Source organism: Microcoleus sp. B4-D4, from assembly GCF_036705185.1.
GTDB lineage: Bacteria > Cyanobacteriota > Cyanobacteriia > Cyanobacteriales > Microcoleaceae > Microcoleus.
The window spans coordinates 1-21869 of the sequence record NZ_JAUBTX010000075.1 but is presented as its reverse complement, the minus strand read 5'-3'; the positions used below and the strand labels follow the sequence as shown (position 1 = coordinate 21869).

The following is a 21869-nucleotide window of genomic DNA, read 5'->3' as shown; positions in this document are numbered from 1 at the left end:
CAATCTTCGGTTTATTCTCTGGGTGTGTCCTGGTCTGATTGAAGAAATTCAAAAAAATATAAAGGCTCTGAATTATTTGCCCTTGATTCCTTTAGTAAGTGTCGTATAAACCCACGGTTAATTGTGACTTTAGTGGCTCAAAAAAATTATGACATCCTTGATTTTATGATTAATAATACGTCATATTCTACCATGCTGTGCCTAGATTGTGAACCTTCTTTTTTTGCTGTTACCCCGATTTATTGAGCGGATACCAGAAAAGTTTGCACTAATTAGCAGTATAGCTGCGACAAAAATCGTGAGTTTCATAAGTAATTGGTCATTGGGAATTGATAAAATGACAACAGTCAACCGACAACCAACAACTGCCAACTAACAACTGCCAACTGACTACTGACTAATTTTTCGCATTCCTACAGCCAAGACGCTCAAAAATAATAGCCCCACTGCCCCAGCCAACGGATTGCCGTTAATTCCTGTCACCCAATCGGGAACAGAGCCAGAATATCGGACTAACTCTCCGATGTTAATTATATAGTATCCCCAGACTAAACCTGCATGAAGCCCGATCGACAAACCCAGCCTATCTTTGCTCGCCTCTCCTTTTAGGACTAATTTCAAATAATAATTCAGCCCGGTAGAAGCAGACATCAAACTCCAGAAAGAAATTCATGTGTCCCAGAATTAATGGAGCATTTCTGTCTTTTGTCCAAGCAAAAGCTAAATCCACTGGAGGAAAGCGCTCAATGTTCGCCCTCAATACCAATGCCCGCGCCTCAAACCTAGCTAAATTGCCTCCTAATGGAACAGAAAGTGTTTGACGTTCCCAAATTGCTCCTAATCTTAATCCCATTTCGTAGGGCAATACGTTAACACTAGAACCTGTATCTAGCAAGCCTGATGCACTTAAAGAGCAATTGCGATAAGTTAAAGTTAGTGGCAAGTAAGGCAATGTACTTAATGCACCCAGTTGCGGATCGATTTCGGCAAACGCAAATCTGACTTTATCAACCATGTTTTACTGTTTTTTCTTCTGATAATGCTTTTGCTAAAACAGCAGCGGCTTCAAAAGAGTTGTAGGAATTAGTGCTAGATGCTTTGCCTTGCTCTTCTAGCGGAACTATACCTGATTCTTGCAGTAATTCGGATACGATAAAATGCAGTAGTAAAAGTTTGTCAGTGTGAGGCAAATCTTTCACGAGTGGTAGAAGTTCAGCAAGCTGCATAAAAATTTCCCCAGGTTGGTTGTAGAGTATGGTCTGATCTATTATGCCATTTTCAAGAATTGATTAATCCGATCGCCCTTTTGAACGTTCTGACATTTGCCGCATTCCCACAGCCAACACGCTCAAAAATAATAGCCCGATCGCCCCAGCCAACGGATTGCCGTTAATTCCAGTGACCCAATCGGGAACAGAGCCAGAATATCGCACTAACTCTCCGATGTTAATTATATAATATCCCCAGACTAAACCTGCATGAAGCCCGATCGACAAACCCAGGCGATTTTGACAGTTGCGCTTTGCCAAAACCAGTATCAAACCCAACAACAACAAGCCCGGAAACTGAGGCCAACTCCGCAGCATTGCCTCCACGGGTTTGATAAAATGAGATAGGGCAAATATCAGGCTATTCGCCCGCACAGAAATTTGATTGTTGTAATCCCGCTGCAATTCGTCCAGCAACCAACCACGGAATACCAACTCCTCCGCAAAACCCACCCCCAGGGCGCTTAATAGCCCTTCTGCAATGATTCGAGGCAAATTATCAGAATTTTGCCATGCGACAAAGCCGAACAGCCCTTGCACTAAAAATAGGGTGAAAGCGATCGAAATGCCGATCGCCAATCCGATTAAAAGCTCAAAACCGTTTTGTCGCGTATTGACTAAACCGTAACTTGTGAGCAATTGCGTTTGTCCGTAAACCTGTTTTCCCCAGCGCCGCACTAGGAAAACAAACTCGGCAAACAACAATCCCATTGTCAGAATAGTTGCGAGGTTGCTATCTTTAACTAACAGATAAATTGGTGCGGCGACGGGCAGCCAGATTGCTGCTAAAATTAATAGGAAAATTATTACTCGTAATAGAAATGGAGAATTTGCTATTTTATTGGCGTTAATCATTGGTGGTAAATTAAATAGATTTTACATGATATTTATAGCGACACAGATCGGCGGTTGAAACCGCATCTACACAAACGATGTCCGCCTTCGCGGACTAAAGAAAATAACGTAATTTCAACGACCTGGTTTTATTCAACCGGCGTCGGCAGGTTTTGTTTGACAAGACGCGGTTTCAACCGCCCAGTCTTCTCTACGCAGATTATTATAAACACGGCATTACGGAGTCCCCAATGTACAAAGCCCGCAGAAAAAGCTAGAATAGCATCATATCGGTTAAAACTTTAAGTGAAGCAAAGCTATAACATCAGGTAACAATGACTGAAGCCTCGGATTATTCAAATGTCGATCGCGAATTAGACGACACAATATTAAGTTTCGCAGACATTCAAGCAGAACTCAACCTGCGCCGCGCTAAAGATGCTCTGCGAGATATAGTAGAAAATCTCGACTTGACACCACAAGAGCGAACTGGACTGGAGCCGGAAATTGGCGGCTTGGAAACAATGCTGGACAAGCTAGAGCGCGCTTGCGTGCAAATCGCTGTGTTTGGGATGGTGGGAAGGGGAAAATCTTCGGTTTTAAACGCGCTACTCGGTCAAAATGTGTTTGAAACTGGCCCGACTCACGGGGTGACTCGTACCACAACTATTGGCCAGTGGGATGTCGGAGATGGTGTGGATGACGGTTTACCCGATAGACTTTCGCCAGTTATTTACCGTTTATCGCAAGTAGAATTAATCGATACTCCGGGAATAGATGAAGTTGACGGCGAAACTCGCGAACTTTTAGCCCGCCGCGTTGCTAAACAAGCAGATTTGATATTGTTTGTAGTTGCTGGCGACATTACGAAAGTGGAATATCAAGCACTTTCGCAATTGCGGGAAGCCGGAAAACCGATGTTATTAGTGTTTAATAAAATTGACCAGTATCCCGATGCAGATAGGCTGGCAATTTATCACAAAATTCGGGACGATCGCGTGAGAGAATTGTTATCTCCCGATGAAATTGTGATGGCCGCAGCGTCGCCTTTGACGGCGCGGGCGGTGCGCCGTCCCGACGGAAGTATGAGCGTGCAAATGACTCGCACTTTACCGCAAGTTGAGGATTTAAAACTAAAGATTTTGGAGATTTTAGACCGGGAAGGAAAATCTTTGGTAGCGCTGAATACGATGCTTTGTGCGGGGGATATTAACGAGCAGTTGGTGCAGCGAAAAATGGAGATTCGAGAAGATGCGGCTAACCGGATTATCTGGAATGGGGTAATGACGAAAGCTGTGGCGATCGCCCTAAATCCAGTTACTGTAGTTGATATTCTTAGCGGTGCGGTAATTGATGTGGTAATGATATTAACTTTATCTAAAGTTTACGGCATTGCGATGACAGAAGCAGGGGCGGTGGAATTGCTGCAAAAGATTGCATTGAGTATGGGGGGAATTACTGCGGGGGAATTGTTGGCTAATTTGGGTTTAAGTTCTTTGAAAGGATTGTTGGGTTTGGCGACACCGGCGACGGGAGGTTTGGCCTTGGGGCCTTATCTTTCTGTGGCTGTGACGCAAGCTGCAATTGCTGGGGTTTCTTGCTACGGAATCGGTCAAGTTACTAAGGCTTATTTGGCTAACGGTGCGTCTTGGGGAGATGACGGGCCAAAGGCTGTTGTGAGCAAGATTTTATCTTCTTTGGATGAGGATTCTATTTTAAATCGGATTAAGGATGAGTTGCGGGCCAAGTTGGATTTAAGAGGTGTGGAAAAACAGCAATCTTAATAGTCAGTAGTCAGTAGTCAGTAGTCAGTAGTCAGTAGTCAGTAGTCAGTAGTCAGTAGTCAGTAGTCAGTAGTCAGAAGAAGCAATTATGCAATAACAAACACCAATTCCCGATGCCCTGTTTGGCCGATGCCCGATGCCCGATGCCCAATTCCAAATATTATGTTATTAACCATTTCTACAACTCGCGTCCCTGCTACAGATTTGGGATATTTATTGCACAAACATCCCGATCGCCATCAATGTTTTCCAATGACTTTCGGCAATGCTAGCGTGTTTTATCCAGAGGCGAATGCAGAAAAATGCACGGCGGCTTTACTGTTAGATGTCGATCCGGTTGGTTTGGTGCGGGGAAAATCGAAATCGGACGATCGCCCTCTCGAACAATACGTCAACGATCGCCCCTACGTTGCCTCGTCGTTTCTGTCTGTCGCCCTCGGCAAGGTCTTTAGTACAGCTCTATCCGGTCGCTGCAAAGACCGCCCAGAACTCGCAGAAAGTGCCATTCCTTTGACGGTCAATCTGTCGGTTTTGCCCTGTCGCGGTGGCGAAAAGTTTCTGCGCGAAATGTTTGAGCCGCTGGGCTATCAAGTGACAGCAAAACCGCTGATTCTTGACGCGCAATTTCCAGAATGGGGCGCGAGTCCTTACTTTTCGGTGGAACTGCAAAATACAATTCGTTTGGCGGATTTGTTGAGCCATCTCTACGTGCTAATTCCGGTGTTGGATGACGACAAACATTACTGGGTTGGCGATGATGAAATCGAGAAGTTATTGCGTCACGGCGAAGGTTGGTTGAACGCGCATCCGGCCCGCGAACAAATTGCCGATCGCTATCTGAAACGCCAGCGCCGTCTGACGCGAATTGCTGTAGCACAATTAGCAGAAGCCGATAATCTTGACCAGGAGAAACTAGAAATTTCTCACCACCAAGAAGAGGAAGTTTTAGAACAGCGAATTAGTCTCAACCAACAGCGTTTAGATGCTGTGATGGAGGTTTTAAAAGCCAGCAATGTTAAGCGAGTTGTAGATTTGGGTTGCGGTGAGGGAAAATTGCTGCGATTGCTTTTGAAAGAAAGTGCGTTAGCGAAGCCCTCGCAGAGGATCGAACAAATTACGGGAGTCGATGTTTCCCACCGGGCCTTGGAAATTGCTACGGAAAGATTGCAAATCGATCGATTGTCTCCCACACAACAATCTCGCATTCAACTAATCCAAAGTTCGCTGATTTATCGGGACAGCCGCTTGACAGATTTTGACGCAGCGGCGGTAATTGAAGTGATCGAACATCTCGATTTAGATCGGTTGGCTGCTTTCGAGCGGGTGTTGTTTGAGTTTGTGCGGCCCAAAAGTGCGATCGTCACAACTCCAAATATTGAATATAACGTGCGGTTTGAAAACTTGCCTGCTGGGAAATTTCGCCACCGCGATCACCGTTTTGAGTGGACAAGGGCAGAATTTCAAACTTGGGCGAATGCGGTTGCAGAACGGTTTGGGTTTGCTGTAGAATTTCGTTGTGTGGGAACCGAAGATTTAGAAGTGGGTTCGCCTACGCAAATGGCAATATTCACCCAATGCAAAATCTATTAATAAAAATAACTGGTTCCTAGGCAGAGCCTAGGAACCGATAGCCAGAGGCTCTGCCTCGCGAGGTTCGATGAAAATTCGAGGCAGAGCCTCTGGATCTGCGTTACTAGGCAGAGCCTAGTAACGAGTAAATCACTATTAAACTATAACTGGTTCCCAGGCAGAGCCTAGGAACCGATGGCCAGAGGCTCTGCCTCGCGAGGTTCGATGAAAATTCGAGGCAGAGCCTCTGGATCTGCGTTACCAGGCAGAGCCTAGTAACGAGTAAATCACTATTAAACTATGAAAATTACCCTTCCAGAACTATCTTTAGTCGTTCTCATCGGTGCATCCGGTTCCGGGAAATCTACCTTTGCGCGCCAACATTTCCTGCCGACAGAAATCATTTCATCGGATTACTGCCGCGGCCTGGTTTCCGATGACGAAAACAATCAAGCTGCAACCGGCGATGCTTTTGAATTACTGCACTTTATCGTTGCTAAACGCCTTGCAGCAGGCCGATTAACTGTTATAGACGCGACAAATGTTCAGCCGGAAAGCCGCAAACCTTTGTTGGAATTAGCCCGAAAATATCATTGCTTTTTGGTTGCTATTGTGCTAGATTTACCAGAAAAATTGTGTGCCGATCGCAATCAACAACGTCCAAACCGCAACTTTGGCAGTCACGTAGTTCGCCGCCACGTTCAGAATTTAAAGCGATCGCTCAAATCTCTCGATCGCGAAGGATTTCGCTACGTTTACATCCTCCGTTCCCCAGAGGAAATCGACGCGGTGGAAGTCGCAAGACAACCGCTGTGGAACAACCGCAAAAGCGAGTCCGGCCCGTTTGATATCATCGGCGATATTCACGGCTGCTGCGGCGAATTAGAGCAATTGCTGCAACAGTTGGGCTATCAAATTGTGGAAAAAAACAGCAAGTCCGGCTTCTGGGATTTTCCCACCTACGCGCACCCAGAAGGGCGTAAAGCCTTGTTTTTGGGCGATTTGGTCGATCGAGGCCCGCGCATTCTCGACACACTCAAACTCGCGCGCAACATGGTAGCAGCAGAAACAGCATTGTGCGTGCCGGGAAATCACGACATTAAATTGCTGCGAAAACTCAACGGCAAAAATGTCAAAATCAATCACGGACTCGAACAAACCTTAGCAGAAATAGCAGCTTTGCCCGACGAATTACGCGAATCTGCGATCGCAGAAATCCGCCAATTTCTAGACAGTTTGATCGGGCATTACGTCCTCGACGGCGGCAAATTAGTCGTCGCCCACGCCGGAATGAAAGCAGAATTTCAGGGACGCGCATCCGGGAGAATTCGAGATTTCGCCTTGTACGGAGAAACCACAGGCGAAATCGATGAATTCGGCTTACCAGTTCGCTACAATTGGGCCGCCGAATATCGCGGCACAGCAGCAGTTGTTTACGGACACACCCCTGTCCCGGAAACAGAATGGTTTAACAATACCGTTGATATTGACACGGGCTGCGTTTTCGGAGGCAAACTAACAGCTTTGCGCTATCCTGAAAGAGAATTTGTCAGCGTTGCGGCTGCTAGAGTTTACTGCGAACCTGTCAAGCCGATCGCACTTACTGCTGTTACAACTCCTCTCACCGCCCAACAGCAATCTGACGATATATTAGACATTGCCGACGTATTGGGCAAGCGGATTATTTCCACTCGCCTGCAAAGCAACATTACGATTAAAGCAGAAAATGCGATCGCCGCCCTGGAAGTAATGAGCAGATTTGCCGCTAATCCCAAGTGGCTGATTTATTTGCCTCCCACAATGTCTCCCGTCGCTACTTCCAAAGAACCGGGACTTTTAGAACATCCAGCCGAAGCATTTAGCTACTACCAACACCAGGGCGTATCGACAGTTGTCTGCGAGGAAAAACACATGGGTTCCCGTGCAGTGGTGATTGTTTGCCGAGATGAATCGGCGGCTAAACGGCGCTTCGGGATTCTTAACAACAGCATCGGTATTTGTTACACCCGCACCGGACGGCATTTCTTCAATGATTTTAGTATAGAAACCGAATTTTTAGCTAGAATCAATGTTGCTTTAACTGCTAGCAATTTTTGGGATAAATTTCAAACCGAGTGGGTTTGTTTGGACTGCGAATTGATGCCTTGGTCTGCCAAAGCTCAAGACTTATTGCAGCAACAGTATGCCCCTGTGGGAACAGCTTCTAATACTGCGTTTGCGGATGCGATTAAGAACTTAGAACAGGCTAGCCAGCGGGGAGTTGAAGTTAGCGATTTACTGAGTCGCCACCAAGAGCGATCGCAACTAGCGCATCAATACGTTAAAGCCTACCAGCGTTACTGCTGGCCTGTCAAATCTATCTCCGACCTCAAATTAGCACCTTTCCACATCTTGGCAACCGAGGGAAAAGTTCATACTAACAAAAATCACTGCTGGCACATGGAACAGATTGCAGAAGTTTGTCAAGCTGACCCGGAATTGCTGTTAGCTACTGAATACAAAGTAGTGGAAATTGCAGATTCTGACAGCCAATCCGCCGGGATAAAATGGTGGGAAAAACTGACTGATGCGGGAGGCGAAGGCATGGTTGTTAAACCAATGGATTTTATTGTGAAAAATAGCAAAGGACTGGTGCAGCCTGCGGTAAAATGTAGGGGGAAAGAGTATTTGCGGATTATTTACGGTTTGGAATATTCATTGCCGGAACATTTAGAAAAATTGCGATCGCGCGGGCTTTCCGGGAAGCGTTCTTTGGCGTTGCGAGAGTTTGCTCTCGGTGTAGAATCATTGGAGAGATTTGTGGCGGGCGCTCCTTTGAGACAAGTTCACGAGTGCGTTTTCGGAGTTTTAGCGATGGAGAGCGAACCTGTCGATCCGAGGCTGTAATCTGAAGGTATAAAGCAGGCGATCGCTCACACATCTATCCCTATTAATCGTTGCACTTCCGATGTCGATAAATTCATCATTTGTGCAACTTGCTCTAAATTCATTCCCGAATTTAACAGGTTAGAAATGAGCGATCGCAAGGCTAATTCCGCCGCCAGTCGTCCTTGTTCCGCCGCCAGTCGTCCTTGTTGCTCTTCCTCATGAGTCTTCAGAAACTCTCCTGTTTGAGGATTTCTAAACCTCAATTCTCCAGAGACTATGTGTAATTCCAGTCCCAATACTTCGCTGTACAGCCACAGCGTATCGAAGGCGATATTATTGGCGGGAATCGGATGGTACTGGTTGTTGACTAAACGCAGTCCTTGCAATATCGGATTCAGATAATCTCCAGACGGATCGTACTGAAAGTATTCCCTGACTCCCAAACTTCGATAGGTTTCTGGTTTGGTTTCTTGGTCTACATCTTGAGTTGTTTCGGATGTTATTTCTAAGACAAACTGCGGCGCTATCCCGGCTTCTTTCCAGATTTTATAGTTGTCTCTTTGGCGTTTTCTGACTCCGAATACTACATAAATATCGGGAGCAACTACTGCTGCTTTATTGCCTTCTTCGTAATAGACGAAAGAATTTGCTGACACGTATACATCCGATCGCGATTCAAAGTGCAGCTTCAAAGCTTCCACGCCGTAAGTCATGTAATCGCGCGTGATATCGCTTTCCGCCATCGGCTCTCCGCCGCTGCGGAGATATTCAATTTCTTCTTCGATTTGAGTAAAAACTGTCACGGTTTAAGTCTCATCAATTCTCTCTGCTTTTATTTTAGCAGGCTAGCGAAAGTAATTATAATAAAGAGGCGTTTGTACTTGACACAGACTTTTTTATGCCAATATCATAAGCTGTTATCGATTTTTTTTAGCGGTCAATCAATGCTGCTACTGCCATCGGCAAGCTGGCAATCTGCTATAAGCTGTCTGAGTATCTCTAGGGTGCAATCGGCTTCGTATTTAAAATTAAACGCCATTATAAATAAGAATTGCATCGTGAAAAATGGGATGATTGGCAAGCTAGCTTCTATAAAAAAATTTCTAAAAAACCAGATAAGAAGCGCCAAACTCAGTAATAATTGGACAATAATGAGGGTGGAAAGACGCAGCGTCAGTCGCAGTACGGAACCGCCGGGAATGTCTTGAATTTCGCCTTGCGTCACTAAACACCATCTCCGATTTCCCAAAGGTCCGATCGCGCGCAGGGAATAGCCATCAAGATAAATTTTGTATCGGTAAGGAAGTTGCCCTCCTACCAGTGTAGGCGTTACTCCAATTACATTTGCTGGAATAATGGTCGCGAGTCGTTGGCGGATTGGTTCTTTGGTTAGCGGTAGATGGATGGTTGCTTCTCGGTAAGGGATCGCCCACAACATAGGTCTTAAAAATGAGTTCATCTTTGAATATCTCCTTCAGAGGGGATTTGAAGTGGGGACTACGGCATTTTTCATGGTTCCGATCGCCTAAAAATCAGGAGTTCGGTGGCGTTTTTAAATTTTATGGGCGATCGTCTAGAAGTGCAGTAAAAGTGTAGCAGTGCGCTATGGACTCATTATCAAAAAAATGGCGTTTGTACTTGACAAACGCCATGTTATAGAGTTACAAACGCGGCGTTTTATCTTGTTTAAACGACGCTAACCATTGGCGAAGTTCGTTGGCCGCAATCTCGCGCCCACCCAAACCAAAGGCTAGAGCAATTCCAACTGCGATCGCCCCTAGCAGCAGCCCGAAAGCTAAATTCACAATATCGCTGCCAATGCCCATTTGTTGCAGCGCTAATGCTGCCACAAAAGCAATAATCGCGATGCGAGCCGTTTGGCCCAACAACCGCGCTTGGCGAGTTCCAGAACTAGCAATCAAACTAAAGGCTAGGTTCGCCAAATACAAGCCGATCGCAAATACCACCAAACCGGCCAGCACTCTACCTGCAACCAGCACAATACCGCTGACAATCGCCGTCAGCGCCGGAATCCCCAGCACGTCGGTAGCGGCAACCACAGCAAACAGCATGATGCCTACCTGCACCACAATGCCGACAAATTGCGAAGGCGTGCGGGCCGGCAGATCCGGTTCTTGCAGAATCGTTGCTTCAGGATCGATCGAACTCGGCGGTAGTCGCAGCGGCTGTTTCGGCTGCACTCCCAACCAAGAAAAGATATTGTTAAACCCAATTCCGGTGAAGATATTAGTCACCAAATCGCCGATCCAGCGCCCCAAAATGTAAGCAACTGCCAGAATTATGGCTGCTGTGAAAATGTTGGGAAGCGCGCCCAGAATCGTGTTGAGCATCGCGATGGCCGGCAGCGAAATCGCCTGGATGTCCAAAGCGTTCAAAGCTGCGATCGCCGTGGGAATCAAAATCAACACGTAGACGATCGTACCGATAATCCACGACAGCGATTGTCCGCCCGAACTCCGGGAAATGCCAAACCGAGCGCCCAAACTGTCCGCCCCAGCAGCAGCCAGCAGATTCGTGACAATCCGCTGCACCACTTGAGCCAGCAGCCAGCCCACAAACCCGATCAGCAAAGCTTCCAGGATTTTCGGAATTGCCGCCAAAATTTGGTTGAGCAAATTATTAACTGGTAGCAAAGCCTGCTGCAAATCCAGCGATTCGAGCACCAACGGCAAAAACAGCAGAAAAATGAACCAGTACAGCGCATTTGCCAGAGTCTCGCTCAGCAGCAAAGGATTCTCGCTTGGTGCATTCCCCACCTGCTGATTCAAGCGCTCGTCTACGCCAAAAGTCCGCATCGCCCGCGATAGAGCCAATCTGGCAATTGTCGCCAACACCCAAGCAATCCCCAGAAAAATTAGGGCTTTGGCTAACTTCGGCAAAGCACCAGCAATTTGATTGAGAAAAGTATTGAGGGGTTGCGAGACAGCCGTTAGATTCAGCCGGTTGAAAAAGGCAACTAGGAAAAAGATAAAAATGATCCAGAATACCGCAGCGGAAATCCATTTTTCCACTTGCGGGGAGCCTTCTCCTGCGGGGCGGCCAGTAATCCAACCAGCCAGTCGGTTGTCTATGGTAGTCTTCTTGAGCAATCCCCCGACTAAAGATGAGACAAGGGCTGATACGATCAACCCAATTAGCAGGATACCGATCGCCCAGAGGAGATTTTCCAGGTTTGAACTCACCACAAAATCGTTAAATCCGCGTTCGGCATCTGTCAGAGGATTCGGGGTGGGTTGGACTTGCGCCAAAATGCGTAGCATAGCGGGGCGTAAGCCATCGGACATAACCGCTATTGGACTAGATATCTGTTGAGTTATTTCTTGCCAAGTTTGATTCATTTTTTTCTCAGGTTGACGTCACATTTGACAAGGCAGATAAAAAACTGTCAGAATACGCTTCTAGCTTGCAGGTTTTCATGTCAATTCGTCAAGTTTTCGAGCAATCAATTGAAATTGGCGCTGCCGCCACCTTGGTGGAGCGTTGTATAGTCGATCGCACTTTGATGCACAAGTGGCTCAATCCCATGCTGCGCTGCGAACCAGAGGGCGAGTGGGATACTGCTGTAGGAAGCCGCAGCTTGTTTATCATAAAAATTCCGGTTTTGCAACCCACTTTAAACAGCGTGGTGTTAGAGCGACAACCCGGTTTAATTGTTTGGGGGTTTGACGGATTTTTCCAAGGGTGCGATCGTTGGGAATGCCAGCCCCACATCCAAGGAACTCTTTTGATTAACCGCTTTGAATTTCAAATCCCCAATCCTTTAATTAGATTTGGTTTCAATAGCTTTGCAGCTTCTTTGACAAAAAAAGACATGAAAGACCAACTCCGCCGACTCAAACGAGTAGCGGAGCAATTATCTCAAGAAATTAGTAATAGCTAATCGGTAACGGTAATTGGGAATCGGTAATTGGTAATAGCTGAAACCTCAAGGCTAATATAAAAACAAGCACCAATTCGCAATTCCCGCTTTCCGATTCCCGCTTACCAAAAACTTCAGTTATATCGTTTCCGGTTGCATCGGAATAATAAAATCGAGTCAACAGTCAACAGTCAACAGTTAACAGTCAACAATTATGTATGAGTGCAACCGTAATTGATATTATTTACTTCCCAGCCCCCGGTGATGAATTTGGCTGACAAATCATTTGTCTTGCTTGACCAGCAGTATTTTGTAACGCTGGGGAATTCTTATAGATATCCTGCATATCTTGCAAATCTTTGATGACTCGCTGATAGATTACCATCGCTTGATTTCCATTCACTTCTAAAGCGGTAGGCCCGTAATTTTGAATCACTTCGATCAGCGATATTTTGCCATCTTTAGAAGCTGCGACTAAAGCATCGCGCAGTGCCGGCGCGCTTTGCAGCCGAGTTGTCGGCGTATAAGCAACCTCGCCCAATTCTTTGAAAACAATTTCCCCAAAATAAGTATTTGCCAACCGCATTACTAATTGGGAATCTAAAGCCACTTCTCGCGTTAATATTTCGCGCACCGCTTCGGGTTTTTGTTTCGCCAGATTCAAAACGCTTTGCAGTTGAGGTGATGCTTTGCCGGTTTGTGCAAAGCTTTGCAAGTCGCTCATCGGTAAAGTTACGTCAACTGCCCCGTATTTTACTGTAACATTGTCTAGTGCAAAGGCTTTGGTGCTGTTCAGAAATACTGCACTTGTCGAGATTAAAAGTGCCAAACCTAATGATAAAGATTTTGACATTTTTTTGGTAAAATGGGCTGACTGTGGTTGCATTCCGTTGAGATAATTTTGTTGAAACTTAAAGTTCATGGGTTTGTGCCTCTTTACGTCAAAATACAGTTTCGATCGATCGCCTCTGCGGGTATCTGTCGAGAAAGTGGAGTCAGGAGTTCCGTAAATGACATAATATTTTACAGTCAGGTCGAGCAAATGTAACCTATCAAAAGATAGGTGTTAATTGCTCGGTTATATGTTATGTCCAGATTTGCAAAAATTCGATCGAACTTTGTAAAACTTATCGAGTGTAGCTTGGGGTGCGATGTTGTGCGATCGCCCATTTAACTTAGTTCTGATCGAGCCTTGCGAGCAATTGGCGAATTGCAGTAGCATCCTCAGCATTCGGAGCATTTGTCAGGTATAGTTCCAAGTCGTGGCGCGCCTCAGCAAAACGCCCAATTTGATAGAAAAGAATTCCGCGATCGCGCCTTTCCAACAGCGCATCGGGAAACAACAGCAAAATCCGTTCGATCGCCCCCAACACCCTCAACGCATCGCGCTGCTGCAAATAAATCGCCTTCAAATTTCCCAGCATTCGCCCCAACAACTGCCGCGTACTTACCGGGGCGAGAAAAGCCGGTTGTAACTCCATCGGTTGACCGTAAATTTGAGAAAGTCTCCCTTGACAATCTTCAGGAAATAGTATCTCGCCACCATTAAACGCATCCACAAAAATCCCAGCACCTTCAAAATCCGGCTTAATTAAAAAATGTCCCGGCATCCCAATCCCCACCATCGGAAAATCAATGCGCTTAGCAACCTCCAAATAAACCAGAGATAAAGAAATCGGAATCCCAGTACGGCGATCGAGCACTTGATTCAAAAAGCTATTGCGGGGGTCATAATAATCAGCATCATTGCCCGAAAATTCCAAATCCTCATACAAATAGCCGTTAATAGTTTGAATGATCCGCAGCGGATAATTCTGTGGCGGGAGGCGCAAACGCACTCGATCGGCGATCGAATCGAGAACATTTAAATACGCTTGAAGCTCTAAATTCGGGTATTCCTCCAAAGCCACATACAAAGCAGCTTTCGCCAGGTCGATCGAGTTGTCTGGCTGACTAATTTCTTGGTAAAAAAGTTGTCGGGCGATCGTCAAATCCATAATAATAATTTACTCAACATTAATTAACATTTTATCCGCATATCCTGTCACCCAAAAAACCCTCAACAAAACCTCTATTTTCCTCCTCTCTGCGCCCTCTGCGCCCTCTGCGGTAAAAAAAACAGCATATCCAGTTGCCCAAAAAACCCTCAACAAAACCTCTATTTTCCTCCTCTCTGCGTTCTCTGCGCCCTCTGCGGTAAAAAAAACAGTTTTATACCTAACAACGCGCACCTACAGCCTAACAGTCAACCTTCAAATCCCGTGACTTTTACCAATCACCCAACTGCGGCGAAAAATCCTAGCCAGAGTCGATTCTTCCAAAGCAAAATAGATAGGTCTGCCGTGAGGACAAGTACGCGGATTGCGAGTTTGTTGCCATTCATTCAATAAATTTTGCATTTGCAAAAGACTCAAAGAAGTACCGTTGCGAATAGCGCTGCGACAAGCAGTAGCAACTTGAGCAGCTTGCAAATCTGCGACTTTACTGAGTTCAAAAAGCGCCGCCGCACAGTCATCTCGATCGGCTAACAATTCAGGCACTTCTCGCGCCGCCCATAGCTGTTCGCCAAATATTTCTACTTCCAAACCCAAGCGGGATAAATTCTCAATTTGCAGCGCCGATAATTGACTGAGAATTACTGGTTTTTCGAGATTTTTTAGCTGCCAAGCGGCACACAATTGTTCGTACAAAACGCGCTCGTGAGCGATGTGTTGTTCTATCAACCACATTCCGCTGGAATGTTCCGCCACAATGTAAGTATTGTGAACTTGTGCGATCGCCCTCAGTTCCATCAATCCTATTTGATGATTTTTTGCCTCTTCGCCGCCTTCATCGTTTGGCCGATCGCCAATTCCTACACTATAAGCACTTTTTTGTTCCGACGCCTTCAGCAATTGTCCCACGCGATCGGGAATATGTGGCGCTGGCAAAACTTCATCATTCAAGTGCAAAGCCCGATCGATTGCCGCGCTAACTTGTGCTTGCCAAAAACTCGGATCGTGCAGATAAATTTCCGCTTTAGCCGGGTGGCGGTTCCAGTCGATTTCTGAGGGGGAGATTTGCAGGTGAACAAAACACACGGGATAGCGATCGCGCGGACAAGTACGGGCGAAGGCGCTGAGAATAGTTTGCTCTAATTCGGGCGATCGCACAACCCGCCGGTTCACCGCCACCTTCACCCAATCTGGCCGCCTGCGGTGACAGCGATCGGGCAAACCAATTACTAACTCCAGAGACTGGGAATTGGGAATTGGGAATTGGGCATCGGGAATTGGGAATTGGTAACTCGCCCCTGTTTTTGACAAAAATAATTGCGCCTGTGCGAAACTATCTGGCAATTTATTCTTTTCAGGAACTGAAGGCAAATCTAACTTTAAATATTGCAAATCGCTTGCTCGCACGCCGCGCACAAATTGAGGTAAAATTTGTTCCGCTGTACTGCTAGGAGTGACGTAGAAACAAGCAGTATTTCCTTGACGCAACTGCCAATTAACGTGCGGGTGACAAATAGCAATTTGCTGAATGATTGATTGGATCGATCGCATTTGCTGTGCCGGAGTCAAAAACGTGCGGCGTACAGGCCAATTGCCAAACAAATCAGACACAGTGACTACCGTACCAGGCGCGATCGCCACTGTTTCCACCTCTACAGCAGCGCCCGCGTTGTTGTAAACCACCCGCCAGCCCGATCGAGCATTTTCACCTCTCCCCTCGTTAAACGACGAATTCTCAACTCCCCCCCTTAACAAGGGGGGGCTGGGGGGGGTTTCCGCTGACTGTCGATTTTTCCAAAAATCGCCCAATCCCAAATCGTTCGATCGGCTCAAAACCTCCAAACAGCCCAACTGAGCCAAACTGTGCAAAGCTTCCCCGCGAAATCCCAAAGTAGTAATTTTGTAAAGGTCTGCTTCCGTGGTAATTTTGCTCGTACTGTGAGGCGAAGCCGCCTGCTGCAAATTTTCCAGATCCATCCCCGTACCGTTATCTGCAACTTGCACCCGCCACTGTTCGGGCCAGACAGACACAACAATGCGAGTTGCACCAGCATCCAGAGAATTTTCAACTAATTCTCGTACCGCAGCGGCGATCGAGTCAATCACTTCGCCGGCGGCAATTAAATTGATAACTTCTGCGGGTAAGGTTTGAATAGTAACTGGCATCAGATTTTTAGCATTTCGTTAATTAAATTTTACTTGATTTTGCCGCTCGCTACACATTATATTTCACGAAAATTGAGAAATTCTAGATATCTGTCGGTCACTTAAATTTGCTCCGATTCTACAATATTGATTGGCAATCGGATGTAAAAAGTTGTACCTTTTTCATTGTCCGATTCATAGGTAATTTCTCCTTTATGAGCATCAACAATCGACTTAGCAATGGCCGTTCCCAAACCAGTACCAGTCCGCTTCCCGTAGGTCACAAACGGTTCAAATAACTTGTCTTTAATTGATGGCGGAATGCCGGGGCCGTTATCGTAAATGCTAATTTCTGCCCACTCCTCGCTTTGTGTCACAATAATCTCAACTCGCCCGCCGCGCCCGCCAAAAGCTTCAACAGCATTCCCAACTAAATTTTGCAAAACGCGCAAAATCTTATTATCGTCGGCTTCCACTATTACTTCTGTTACCCGCAGCACTAAATCTACTTTTGCCGCATCAAAATAAACTCTGTTCAATTTTTCAAACTGCTGCAACGTCTGGATTAAATTGATTGGTTTTTTACTTAATGTAGAGTTACCGCGCGAAAATTCTAATACTTCTTCAGCCATCCCCAACATTCGCTGAACTTGTAATTGAATAAGTTCGCACCACTCCTGAGTTTCCTCATCGGGGTGCATTTCTTTGAGCATTTCGCTGGAGAGTTTAATTCCCGTAAAAGGACTTTTGAAATCGTGAATAATTGTACTCACCATTTCTCCGACTAATACCATTTTTTGTTTGTGTACGAACTGGCTAACATATTGATCTGTAGTATCGCGCAAGTTTTTAATAATGAAATTAAACATTTGCAGTACGGAACTGCCTTGAGCCAACTCTAGAGTTGTTATTAGTTCTTGGCGACCTATTTTTGCCAAAGTCGAGCCGCCAAATGCCACAGCTCTAGCACTGCGAGGCTCTCCGTCTAAAACTCCGAGTTCGCCAAAAAAATCGTCTGGCTTAGCGATAGCAATAGCTTGATATTTATTATTTTCAATCCGCTTGCTAAACTCGACTGCACCTGCTAAAACTAGATAGAAAAAATCGGCGGCTTCTCCTTCGTCAAAAACTAGCGTTTCCTCAGCAAAACTCTCCAATACAGCTATTTGACACAGGTGAGCAGCTTGCAGAGGTTCAAAATAAGAGATAAATCGATGAGATGCCAGATCCATGAGATAGTACCTAATGCTTAATTTAAACAGTTTATTTTTTCTATTTTCGCCGATCGGCATCGATGCGTTGATAAAAGACAATACTGCTTGAATCTGGCTCTATGTTCTGGCATCCCTGGCCGGGAAAGGGCGATCGCCGGAATGCAGAGCCAGACTCAGACAGCAGCAGCAATCTCGCGCAAATTCTTAGCTAATTGACTAAAATCCATAAATATGGTAGTATTTTTGAGATTTTTATTAGATGTGCGATCGAGTTCTGCAGCAGCCATTACAAGATTTTAACTTTAGAGAGAGCGCACAATTTAAATGTCGATCGACTGGCATTGCCAAAAATTAACGATCGCCAGATAAGACGATCGCAGCATTCTGCCCGCCAAAGCCAAAACTCAAACAAATCGCATTTCTCACCAGAGTCGATCGCCTGCAGCGAACAAAATCTAATTCAAACCCCGGTTTTTTCAGGCCGGTGCAAGGCGGCAACATCCCATCTCGAATACTCATCAAACAAAAAGCCGCGCCCAAGGCTCCCGAAGCTCCCAAAGTATGAGCAGTAGCCCCCTTAGTCGAACTAACAGCAACTCCAGGGCGAAACAATTTTTCAATTAACAGCGCTTCCTGTCGATCGTTTAAATCAGTTGCAGTACCGTGAGCGTGAACAAAATCAATATCAACGGCTGCTAAATTGCTGCGTTTCAAACATTGATTTACCGCCGCGATCGCACTTTCCCCCCCGATATCGGGTGCGTTAGCATAACAAGCATCATTTGTCAAGCCAAAACCCGAAACTCGCCCGTAAATTTTAGCACCGCGACGGCTTGCCAACTCGGCGGATTCTAATACAAATAAAGCCCCGCCTTCACCGAGCACCAAACCTTCGCGATGTTCGTCAAACGGATAGCAGCCAGTGTCGGCCAAAGCACCCATCCGGTTAAATCCAGCCACAGTCAGTGGTGTAATCGGCGCTTCCACAGCACCTGCGATCGCCCGCTGACACTCACCAGTGCGGATCAAATCAACAGCGCGGGCGATCGACTGCAGGCCCGTCGCACAAGCAGCCATCGGCGCGAGCACGGGCCCCGTCGAGCCAATTGCTCTCGCCGCCGCGATCGCCCCCATATGAGGCAAAAAATCCACGAATCGATAATCGGTAATCGGGAATTGGGAATTGGGAATTGGGAATTGGGAATTGGGAATTGGGAATTGGGAATTGGGCATCGGGAATTCTCTTCCTTCTTGCTTCTTTCCTCTTAGCAACATTTCTAAATTTGCCTGAAATCCTCGACTCGATCCGATCGCAATTCCGCAATCGCGCAAAGGCAAAGTCAAATTAGCATCTTGCAAAGCCTCTGCTAAAACAGGCATAATTAAACTTATTAAATCAGCAGGTTTTGTACCAACCAAAGCCAAAATTCGCGGTTCAAGTTCTAAAAAAGGTTGATGTATCTCAATTCCCGACTCACCAGCCAACAGTCTTTTCCAGCTATTTTTCAGATTCCCCAAAGCTGAAACAAGACCAATTCCAGTAACAACAACATCCATTTTTGTACTTAGCCGTAATGGCGCATCTCAGTTTTGTTTATGTAGTGTCCTCCGAAGTTCGCTTCCTTCTATAACTCGCTTTTCAAGGACAGCAATACAACAAAAAATGCTTTATGTAAAAATGAAATGCTCCCACCTTAAATCATCAGTCACCAGTTTGTCAGTCAATCCTTCATTTTTAATGACTCATGACCAATGACCGATGACTAATGACTAATGACTAATGACTAATCATATCGTTTCCGGTTGCATCGGAATAATAAAATACAGTCAACAGTCAACAGTCAACAGTCAACAGTCAACAGTCATGTATGAGTGCAACCGGAATTGATATGACTAATGACCAATGACCAATGACCAATGACTAATGACTACCTTCAGCTACCAGGTTTAAAATTTTCCAAACCCTGAGTAACAGTAGCCTTCTCAATCCGATCGCCCGCTTCAATCTTATCAACCACATCCATCCCTTCCTTCACATAGCCAAAAACCGCATAGCTACCGTCCAAAAACGGTACATCGGTCAAAGTAAAGTAAAACTGAGAAGAAGCCGAATCAGGACTCTGCGATCGAGCCATCGCCACAGCCCCGCGAGTGTGCATCAACACAGGTTTTTGATCGATCCCAGCTTGTTCTAGCGTTTTGCTGTAAGTCGGACTCGGAGCACCTTTAGCTTTAATTTCCAGAGGAATCCTGCGTTCGCTAGAAGTTTTCGGGTCAATAAAACCCCCAGTTCCCAGCCGCGCCGTAGGGAATTTAGGGTCTTTACCCTGCGGGTCGCCGCCCTGAACTACAAAAGGCTGAGGTTCCCGCACTACTCGGTGAAATACCAGCCCGTCGTAGACACCTTTCTGAACCAAATCGACAAAATTGCCCGCAGTAATCGGTGCATTTGTGCCGTCAACTTCGATCGTAATTGGAGCACCTTTGACGATCATCACCACCGTTGCTTTTCCTTCCAAACGCGGCAAATTGCTAAATTGCGAACTCACCGCCACAGCATTAGAAGGAGACGGAGGTGGAGTCAAAGAAATGCTTTCACCAGACACCGGATTCGGTGTCGGAGTTGAGTTAGCCTGCGGAGAACTACCGCATCCCCCGACAAACAGCGCACCAATTATTAAAAGTGAGAACAACCACCGCTGAATTTTGATTTGCATTTGCATTTGCATTTGTATTTTCACTTTCATTTTCCTTCAACCGGGTAAGGTTTACGGCGAGGCGCACCCTAGATTTATCGATTTGGTGCGTCGCCGTCCAACTTACTAAACATTACCAATTCTGCGATCGAAAATCCCCAATTCCCAATCTCTAAATTCCGAGATTTCTCGATTTGGTGCGCCGAAGCGCACCCTACAAGACATTACCAATTCTGCCATCGAAAATCCCCAATCCCAAATCTCTAAATTCCGAGATTTCTCGATTTGATGCGCCGAAGCGCACCCTACAAGACGACAAGACATTAACAATCGAAAATCGAAAATCGAAAATATCTACAGTCCTTCTAGGGGAACTTGCAAAAATCGAGCTAATTCCGCAGCTTGATTTTCCACATCAGACAAAGCAATCGGCTGTCCGACTCTAGTTAGGGGAAACTGACGGCGGTCTTTCAGCTTGAGATAAATGCTGCGGCGGGGACTGAGACCTTCTTTAATGTCCACCCGCACAGATTGCACGTCGGATGTTTTGCAAGTAAAATCAAGTTTGCGGTTTTTGCCGGGAAATCCCCAGCGAAAGATCCGAATGTTACCAGTTTTGCGATCGAACTCATTGTATCCGCCGCCGACATCCCACAGAACAGTCAGCCACAGGTAAAGTGCCAACAGCACGCCGCAGACACCGTAGAAACCCATCGCAATGCCTTGGGGGATAAAAATGAGCTCAGTCGGGTCAGCAAAAGGCAGCAGGTTGACGTGCAAGTAGCTCGAAAGGCCCGAAAGCAGGAAACCAGTCCCTCCAATGGTGACAATCGTCGCCCACCAGTAATTGCTGAAGCGGCGGGAACCCAAAACCTCGTAGCGGAGGATAGAATCGATCGAGGTCGTTGCTTTTGCAGTCATAAGATTAAACAGCCTTAAAGCCAAATTTTAATTCAACTAGCCTACCTCACTCGCACTTCCTTGGCGCGACTGGCTCCTCAACCACCCTTAACTGCGCCGGCGAAAAGCGAGTCAGTTGGCTTGGAAGTACCTCGAATTTCTCGCTTGTGGAACCGATCGCGACTGGGGGAGTACGCATCTAGTGGGGAAATTCTGGTGTTTGAGTTGAAATTTTATCAACTTATAATATATAGTTATGTTAACTTTAATTAGAAACCTTGGTCTTTTAACAAGCAAGAGGATTTTATAACTATGACAATCGCAGTCGGACGCGCCCAGACCGAAAGAGGCATCTTTGATGTACTCGACGACTGGCTTAAGCGCGATCGCTTCGTCTTCGTAGGCTGGTCTGGGATTCTGCTATTTCCCTGCGCCTACCTATCCATCGGTGGCTGGCTAACCGGCACCACCTTCGTCACATCCTGGTACACCCACGGTTTGGCAAGCTCCTACCTCGAAGGAGCCAACTTCATCACCGTCGCAGTATCCACCCCAGCCAACAGCCTCGGACACTCCCTGCTGTTCTTGTGGGGCCCGGAAGCACAGTGGGACTTAACCCGCTGGTTCCAACTCGGCGGGTTGTGGACCTTCGTCGCCCTCCACGGTGCCTTCGCTTTGATCGGGTTTTGCCTGCGTCAACTCGAAATCGCCCGTTTA

Annotated in this window: 19 protein-coding genes and 1 pseudogene; 5 read left to right on the top strand and 15 right to left on the bottom strand. The window is 46.3% G+C overall.

The window, feature by feature from the left end; all coding sequences use genetic code 11:
• Positions 1–390: 390 nt before the first annotated feature.
• The 4 genes from QUB13_RS29245 to QUB13_RS29230 all read right to left on the bottom strand — a co-directional run bounded on the left by QUB13_RS29245 (position 391) and on the right by QUB13_RS29230 (position 2123).
• Complete coding sequence (locus QUB13_RS29245) at positions 391–621, bottom strand: hypothetical protein (RefSeq protein WP_442922215.1); 231 nt, start codon at positions 619–621, stop codon at positions 391–393.
• Positions 584–1015: a hypothetical protein gene (locus QUB13_RS29240; protein ID WP_333388300.1), complete on the bottom strand. Its 432-nt coding sequence runs from the start codon at positions 1013–1015 to the stop codon at positions 584–586. The genes QUB13_RS29245 and QUB13_RS29240 overlap by 38 nt, the downstream gene beginning before the upstream one ends.
• Positions 1008–1226 carry a hypothetical protein gene (locus QUB13_RS29235; RefSeq protein WP_333093419.1) on the bottom strand — a complete coding sequence of 73 codons (219 nt, stop codon included), beginning with the start codon at positions 1224–1226 and terminating at the stop codon, positions 1008–1010. Before QUB13_RS29235 ends, QUB13_RS29240 begins: the two co-directional genes overlap by 8 nt.
• 63 nt (positions 1227–1289) lie before the next feature.
• Positions 1290–2123 (bottom strand): CPBP family intramembrane glutamic endopeptidase, encoded by an 834-nt coding sequence (locus tag QUB13_RS29230; RefSeq protein ID WP_333388297.1) that lies wholly within the window; start codon positions 2121–2123, stop codon positions 1290–1292.
• 314 nt (positions 2124–2437) lie between these two features.
• Here QUB13_RS29230 and QUB13_RS29225 point away from each other — a divergent pair, with 314 nt between their 5' ends.
• The 3 genes from QUB13_RS29225 (at position 2438) to QUB13_RS29215 (ending at position 8341) form a co-directional block, all read left to right on the top strand.
• Positions 2438–3886 (top strand): GTP-binding protein, encoded by a 1449-nt coding sequence (locus QUB13_RS29225; protein WP_333388294.1) that lies wholly within the window; start codon positions 2438–2440, stop codon positions 3884–3886.
• 162 nt (positions 3887–4048) lie between these two features.
• Complete coding sequence (locus QUB13_RS29220) at positions 4049–5476, top strand: 3' terminal RNA ribose 2'-O-methyltransferase Hen1 (protein WP_333388291.1); 1428 nt, start codon at positions 4049–4051, stop codon at positions 5474–5476.
• Between the two features lie 279 nt (positions 5477–5755).
• Positions 5756–8341 (top strand): polynucleotide kinase-phosphatase, encoded by a 2586-nt coding sequence (locus QUB13_RS29215; protein WP_333388288.1) that lies wholly within the window; start codon positions 5756–5758, stop codon positions 8339–8341.
• A gap of 26 nt (positions 8342–8367) precedes the next feature.
• Here QUB13_RS29215 and QUB13_RS29210 read toward each other — a convergent pair whose 3' ends face one another.
• The 3 genes from QUB13_RS29210 to QUB13_RS29200 form a co-directional block, all read right to left on the bottom strand.
• On the bottom strand, positions 8368–9126 hold the full coding sequence (locus QUB13_RS29210; protein WP_333388285.1) for a Uma2 family endonuclease: 759 nt from the start codon (positions 9124–9126) through the stop codon (positions 8368–8370).
• A gap of 134 nt (positions 9127–9260) precedes the next feature.
• Positions 9261–9782, bottom strand: coding sequence for a hypothetical protein (locus QUB13_RS29205; protein ID WP_333388282.1), 522 nt, complete (start codon positions 9780–9782; stop codon positions 9261–9263).
• Positions 9783–9984: 202 nt separating this feature from the next.
• A complete protein-coding gene (locus QUB13_RS29200) occupies positions 9985–11682 on the bottom strand; it encodes a mechanosensitive ion channel (protein WP_333388279.1) in 1698 nt (565 codons plus the stop codon).
• Positions 11683–11759: 77 nt separating this feature from the next.
• On the opposite strand from QUB13_RS29200, the gene QUB13_RS29195 reads away from it, so the two are divergent.
• On the top strand, positions 11760–12224 hold the full coding sequence (locus tag QUB13_RS29195) for an SRPBCC family protein (RefSeq protein WP_194010060.1): 465 nt from the start codon (positions 11760–11762) through the stop codon (positions 12222–12224).
• 223 nt (positions 12225–12447) lie between these two features.
• Here QUB13_RS29195 and QUB13_RS29190 read toward each other — a convergent pair whose 3' ends face one another.
• The 8 genes from QUB13_RS29190 to QUB13_RS29155 form a co-directional block, all read right to left on the bottom strand.
• Positions 12448–13125 carry an alpha/beta hydrolase gene (locus tag QUB13_RS29190; protein ID WP_333388275.1) on the bottom strand — a complete coding sequence of 226 codons (678 nt, stop codon included), beginning with the start codon at positions 13123–13125 and terminating at the stop codon, positions 12448–12450.
• A 253-nt stretch (positions 13126–13378) separates the two neighbouring features.
• Entirely contained in the window at positions 13379–14200 is an 822-nt protein-coding gene (locus tag QUB13_RS29185; protein WP_333388272.1) for a SirB1 family protein, read from the bottom strand.
• A 255-nt stretch (positions 14201–14455) separates the two neighbouring features.
• The gene (mutL, locus tag QUB13_RS29180; RefSeq protein WP_333388269.1) at positions 14456–16363 is read right to left on the bottom strand and encodes a DNA mismatch repair endonuclease MutL; all 1908 of its coding nucleotides are present in this window, start codon (positions 16361–16363) and stop codon (positions 14456–14458) included.
• A gap of 101 nt (positions 16364–16464) precedes the next feature.
• Positions 16465–17574: an ATP-binding protein gene (locus tag QUB13_RS29175; protein WP_333388267.1), complete on the bottom strand. Its 1110-nt coding sequence runs from the start codon at positions 17572–17574 to the stop codon at positions 16465–16467.
• 333 nt (positions 17575–17907) lie between these two features.
• Positions 17908–19113: a beta-ketoacyl-ACP synthase gene (locus QUB13_RS29170; RefSeq protein ID WP_333388265.1), complete on the bottom strand. Its 1206-nt coding sequence runs from the start codon at positions 19111–19113 to the stop codon at positions 17908–17910.
• Between the two features lie 377 nt (positions 19114–19490).
• Positions 19491–20279 (bottom strand): peptidylprolyl isomerase, encoded by a 789-nt coding sequence (locus QUB13_RS29165; RefSeq protein ID WP_442922216.1) that lies wholly within the window; start codon positions 20277–20279, stop codon positions 19491–19493.
• Between the two features lie 99 nt (positions 20280–20378).
• On the bottom strand, positions 20379–20576 hold the full coding sequence (locus QUB13_RS29160) for a hypothetical protein (protein WP_333388262.1): 198 nt from the start codon (positions 20574–20576) through the stop codon (positions 20379–20381).
• A 30-nt stretch (positions 20577–20606) separates the two neighbouring features.
• Positions 20607–21173, bottom strand: coding sequence for a photosystem I assembly protein Ycf4 (locus tag QUB13_RS29155; RefSeq protein WP_194012996.1), 567 nt, complete (start codon positions 21171–21173; stop codon positions 20607–20609).
• A gap of 291 nt (positions 21174–21464) precedes the next feature.
• Between QUB13_RS29155 and QUB13_RS29150 the strand changes: the two are divergent.
• Positions 21465–21869, top strand: a pseudogene (locus QUB13_RS29150) (photosystem II D2 protein (photosystem q(a) protein)); the annotation flags it as partial.

What these genes read in the sequence shown, in the direction of transcription:
- QUB13_RS29195 (WP_194010060.1), top strand. Translation starts at nt 11,760, where the DNA reads ATGTCAATTCGTCAAGTTTTCGAGCAATCAATTGAAATTGGCGCTGCC.
- QUB13_RS29190 (WP_333388275.1), bottom strand. Translation starts at nt 13,125, where the DNA reads ATGAACTTTAAGTTTCAACAAAATTATCTCAACGGAATGCAACCACAG.
- QUB13_RS29240 (WP_333388300.1), bottom strand. Translation starts at nt 1,015, where the DNA reads ATGGTTGATAAAGTCAGATTTGCGTTTGCCGAAATCGATCCGCAACTG.
- QUB13_RS29200 (WP_333388279.1), bottom strand. Translation starts at nt 11,682, where the DNA reads ATGAATCAAACTTGGCAAGAAATAACTCAACAGATATCTAGTCCAATA.
- QUB13_RS29170 (WP_333388265.1), bottom strand. Translation starts at nt 19,113, where the DNA reads ATGGATGTTGTTGTTACTGGAATTGGTCTTGTTTCAGCTTTGGGGAAT.
- QUB13_RS29205 (WP_333388282.1), bottom strand. Translation starts at nt 9,782, where the DNA reads ATGAACTCATTTTTAAGACCTATGTTGTGGGCGATCCCTTACCGAGAA.
- QUB13_RS29235 (WP_333093419.1), bottom strand. Translation starts at nt 1,226, where the DNA reads ATGCAGCTTGCTGAACTTCTACCACTCGTGAAAGATTTGCCTCACACT.
- QUB13_RS29225 (WP_333388294.1), top strand. Translation starts at nt 2,438, where the DNA reads ATGACTGAAGCCTCGGATTATTCAAATGTCGATCGCGAATTAGACGAC.
- QUB13_RS29215 (WP_333388288.1), top strand. Translation starts at nt 5,756, where the DNA reads ATGAAAATTACCCTTCCAGAACTATCTTTAGTCGTTCTCATCGGTGCA.
- QUB13_RS29220 (WP_333388291.1), top strand. Translation starts at nt 4,049, where the DNA reads ATGTTATTAACCATTTCTACAACTCGCGTCCCTGCTACAGATTTGGGA.
- QUB13_RS29230 (WP_333388297.1), bottom strand. Translation starts at nt 2,123, where the DNA reads ATGATTAACGCCAATAAAATAGCAAATTCTCCATTTCTATTACGAGTA.
- mutL (WP_333388269.1), bottom strand. Translation starts at nt 16,363, where the DNA reads ATGCCAGTTACTATTCAAACCTTACCCGCAGAAGTTATCAATTTAATT.
- QUB13_RS29175 (WP_333388267.1), bottom strand. Translation starts at nt 17,574, where the DNA reads ATGGATCTGGCATCTCATCGATTTATCTCTTATTTTGAACCTCTGCAA.
- QUB13_RS29160 (WP_333388262.1), bottom strand. Translation starts at nt 20,576, where the DNA reads ATGTCTTGTCGTCTTGTAGGGTGCGCTTCGGCGCATCAAATCGAGAAA.
- QUB13_RS29155 (WP_194012996.1), bottom strand. Translation starts at nt 21,173, where the DNA reads ATGACTGCAAAAGCAACGACCTCGATCGATTCTATCCTCCGCTACGAG.
- QUB13_RS29185 (WP_333388272.1), bottom strand. Translation starts at nt 14,200, where the DNA reads ATGGATTTGACGATCGCCCGACAACTTTTTTACCAAGAAATTAGTCAG.
- QUB13_RS29165 (WP_442922216.1), bottom strand. Translation starts at nt 20,279, where the DNA reads ATGCAAATGCAAATCAAAATTCAGCGGTGGTTGTTCTCACTTTTAATA.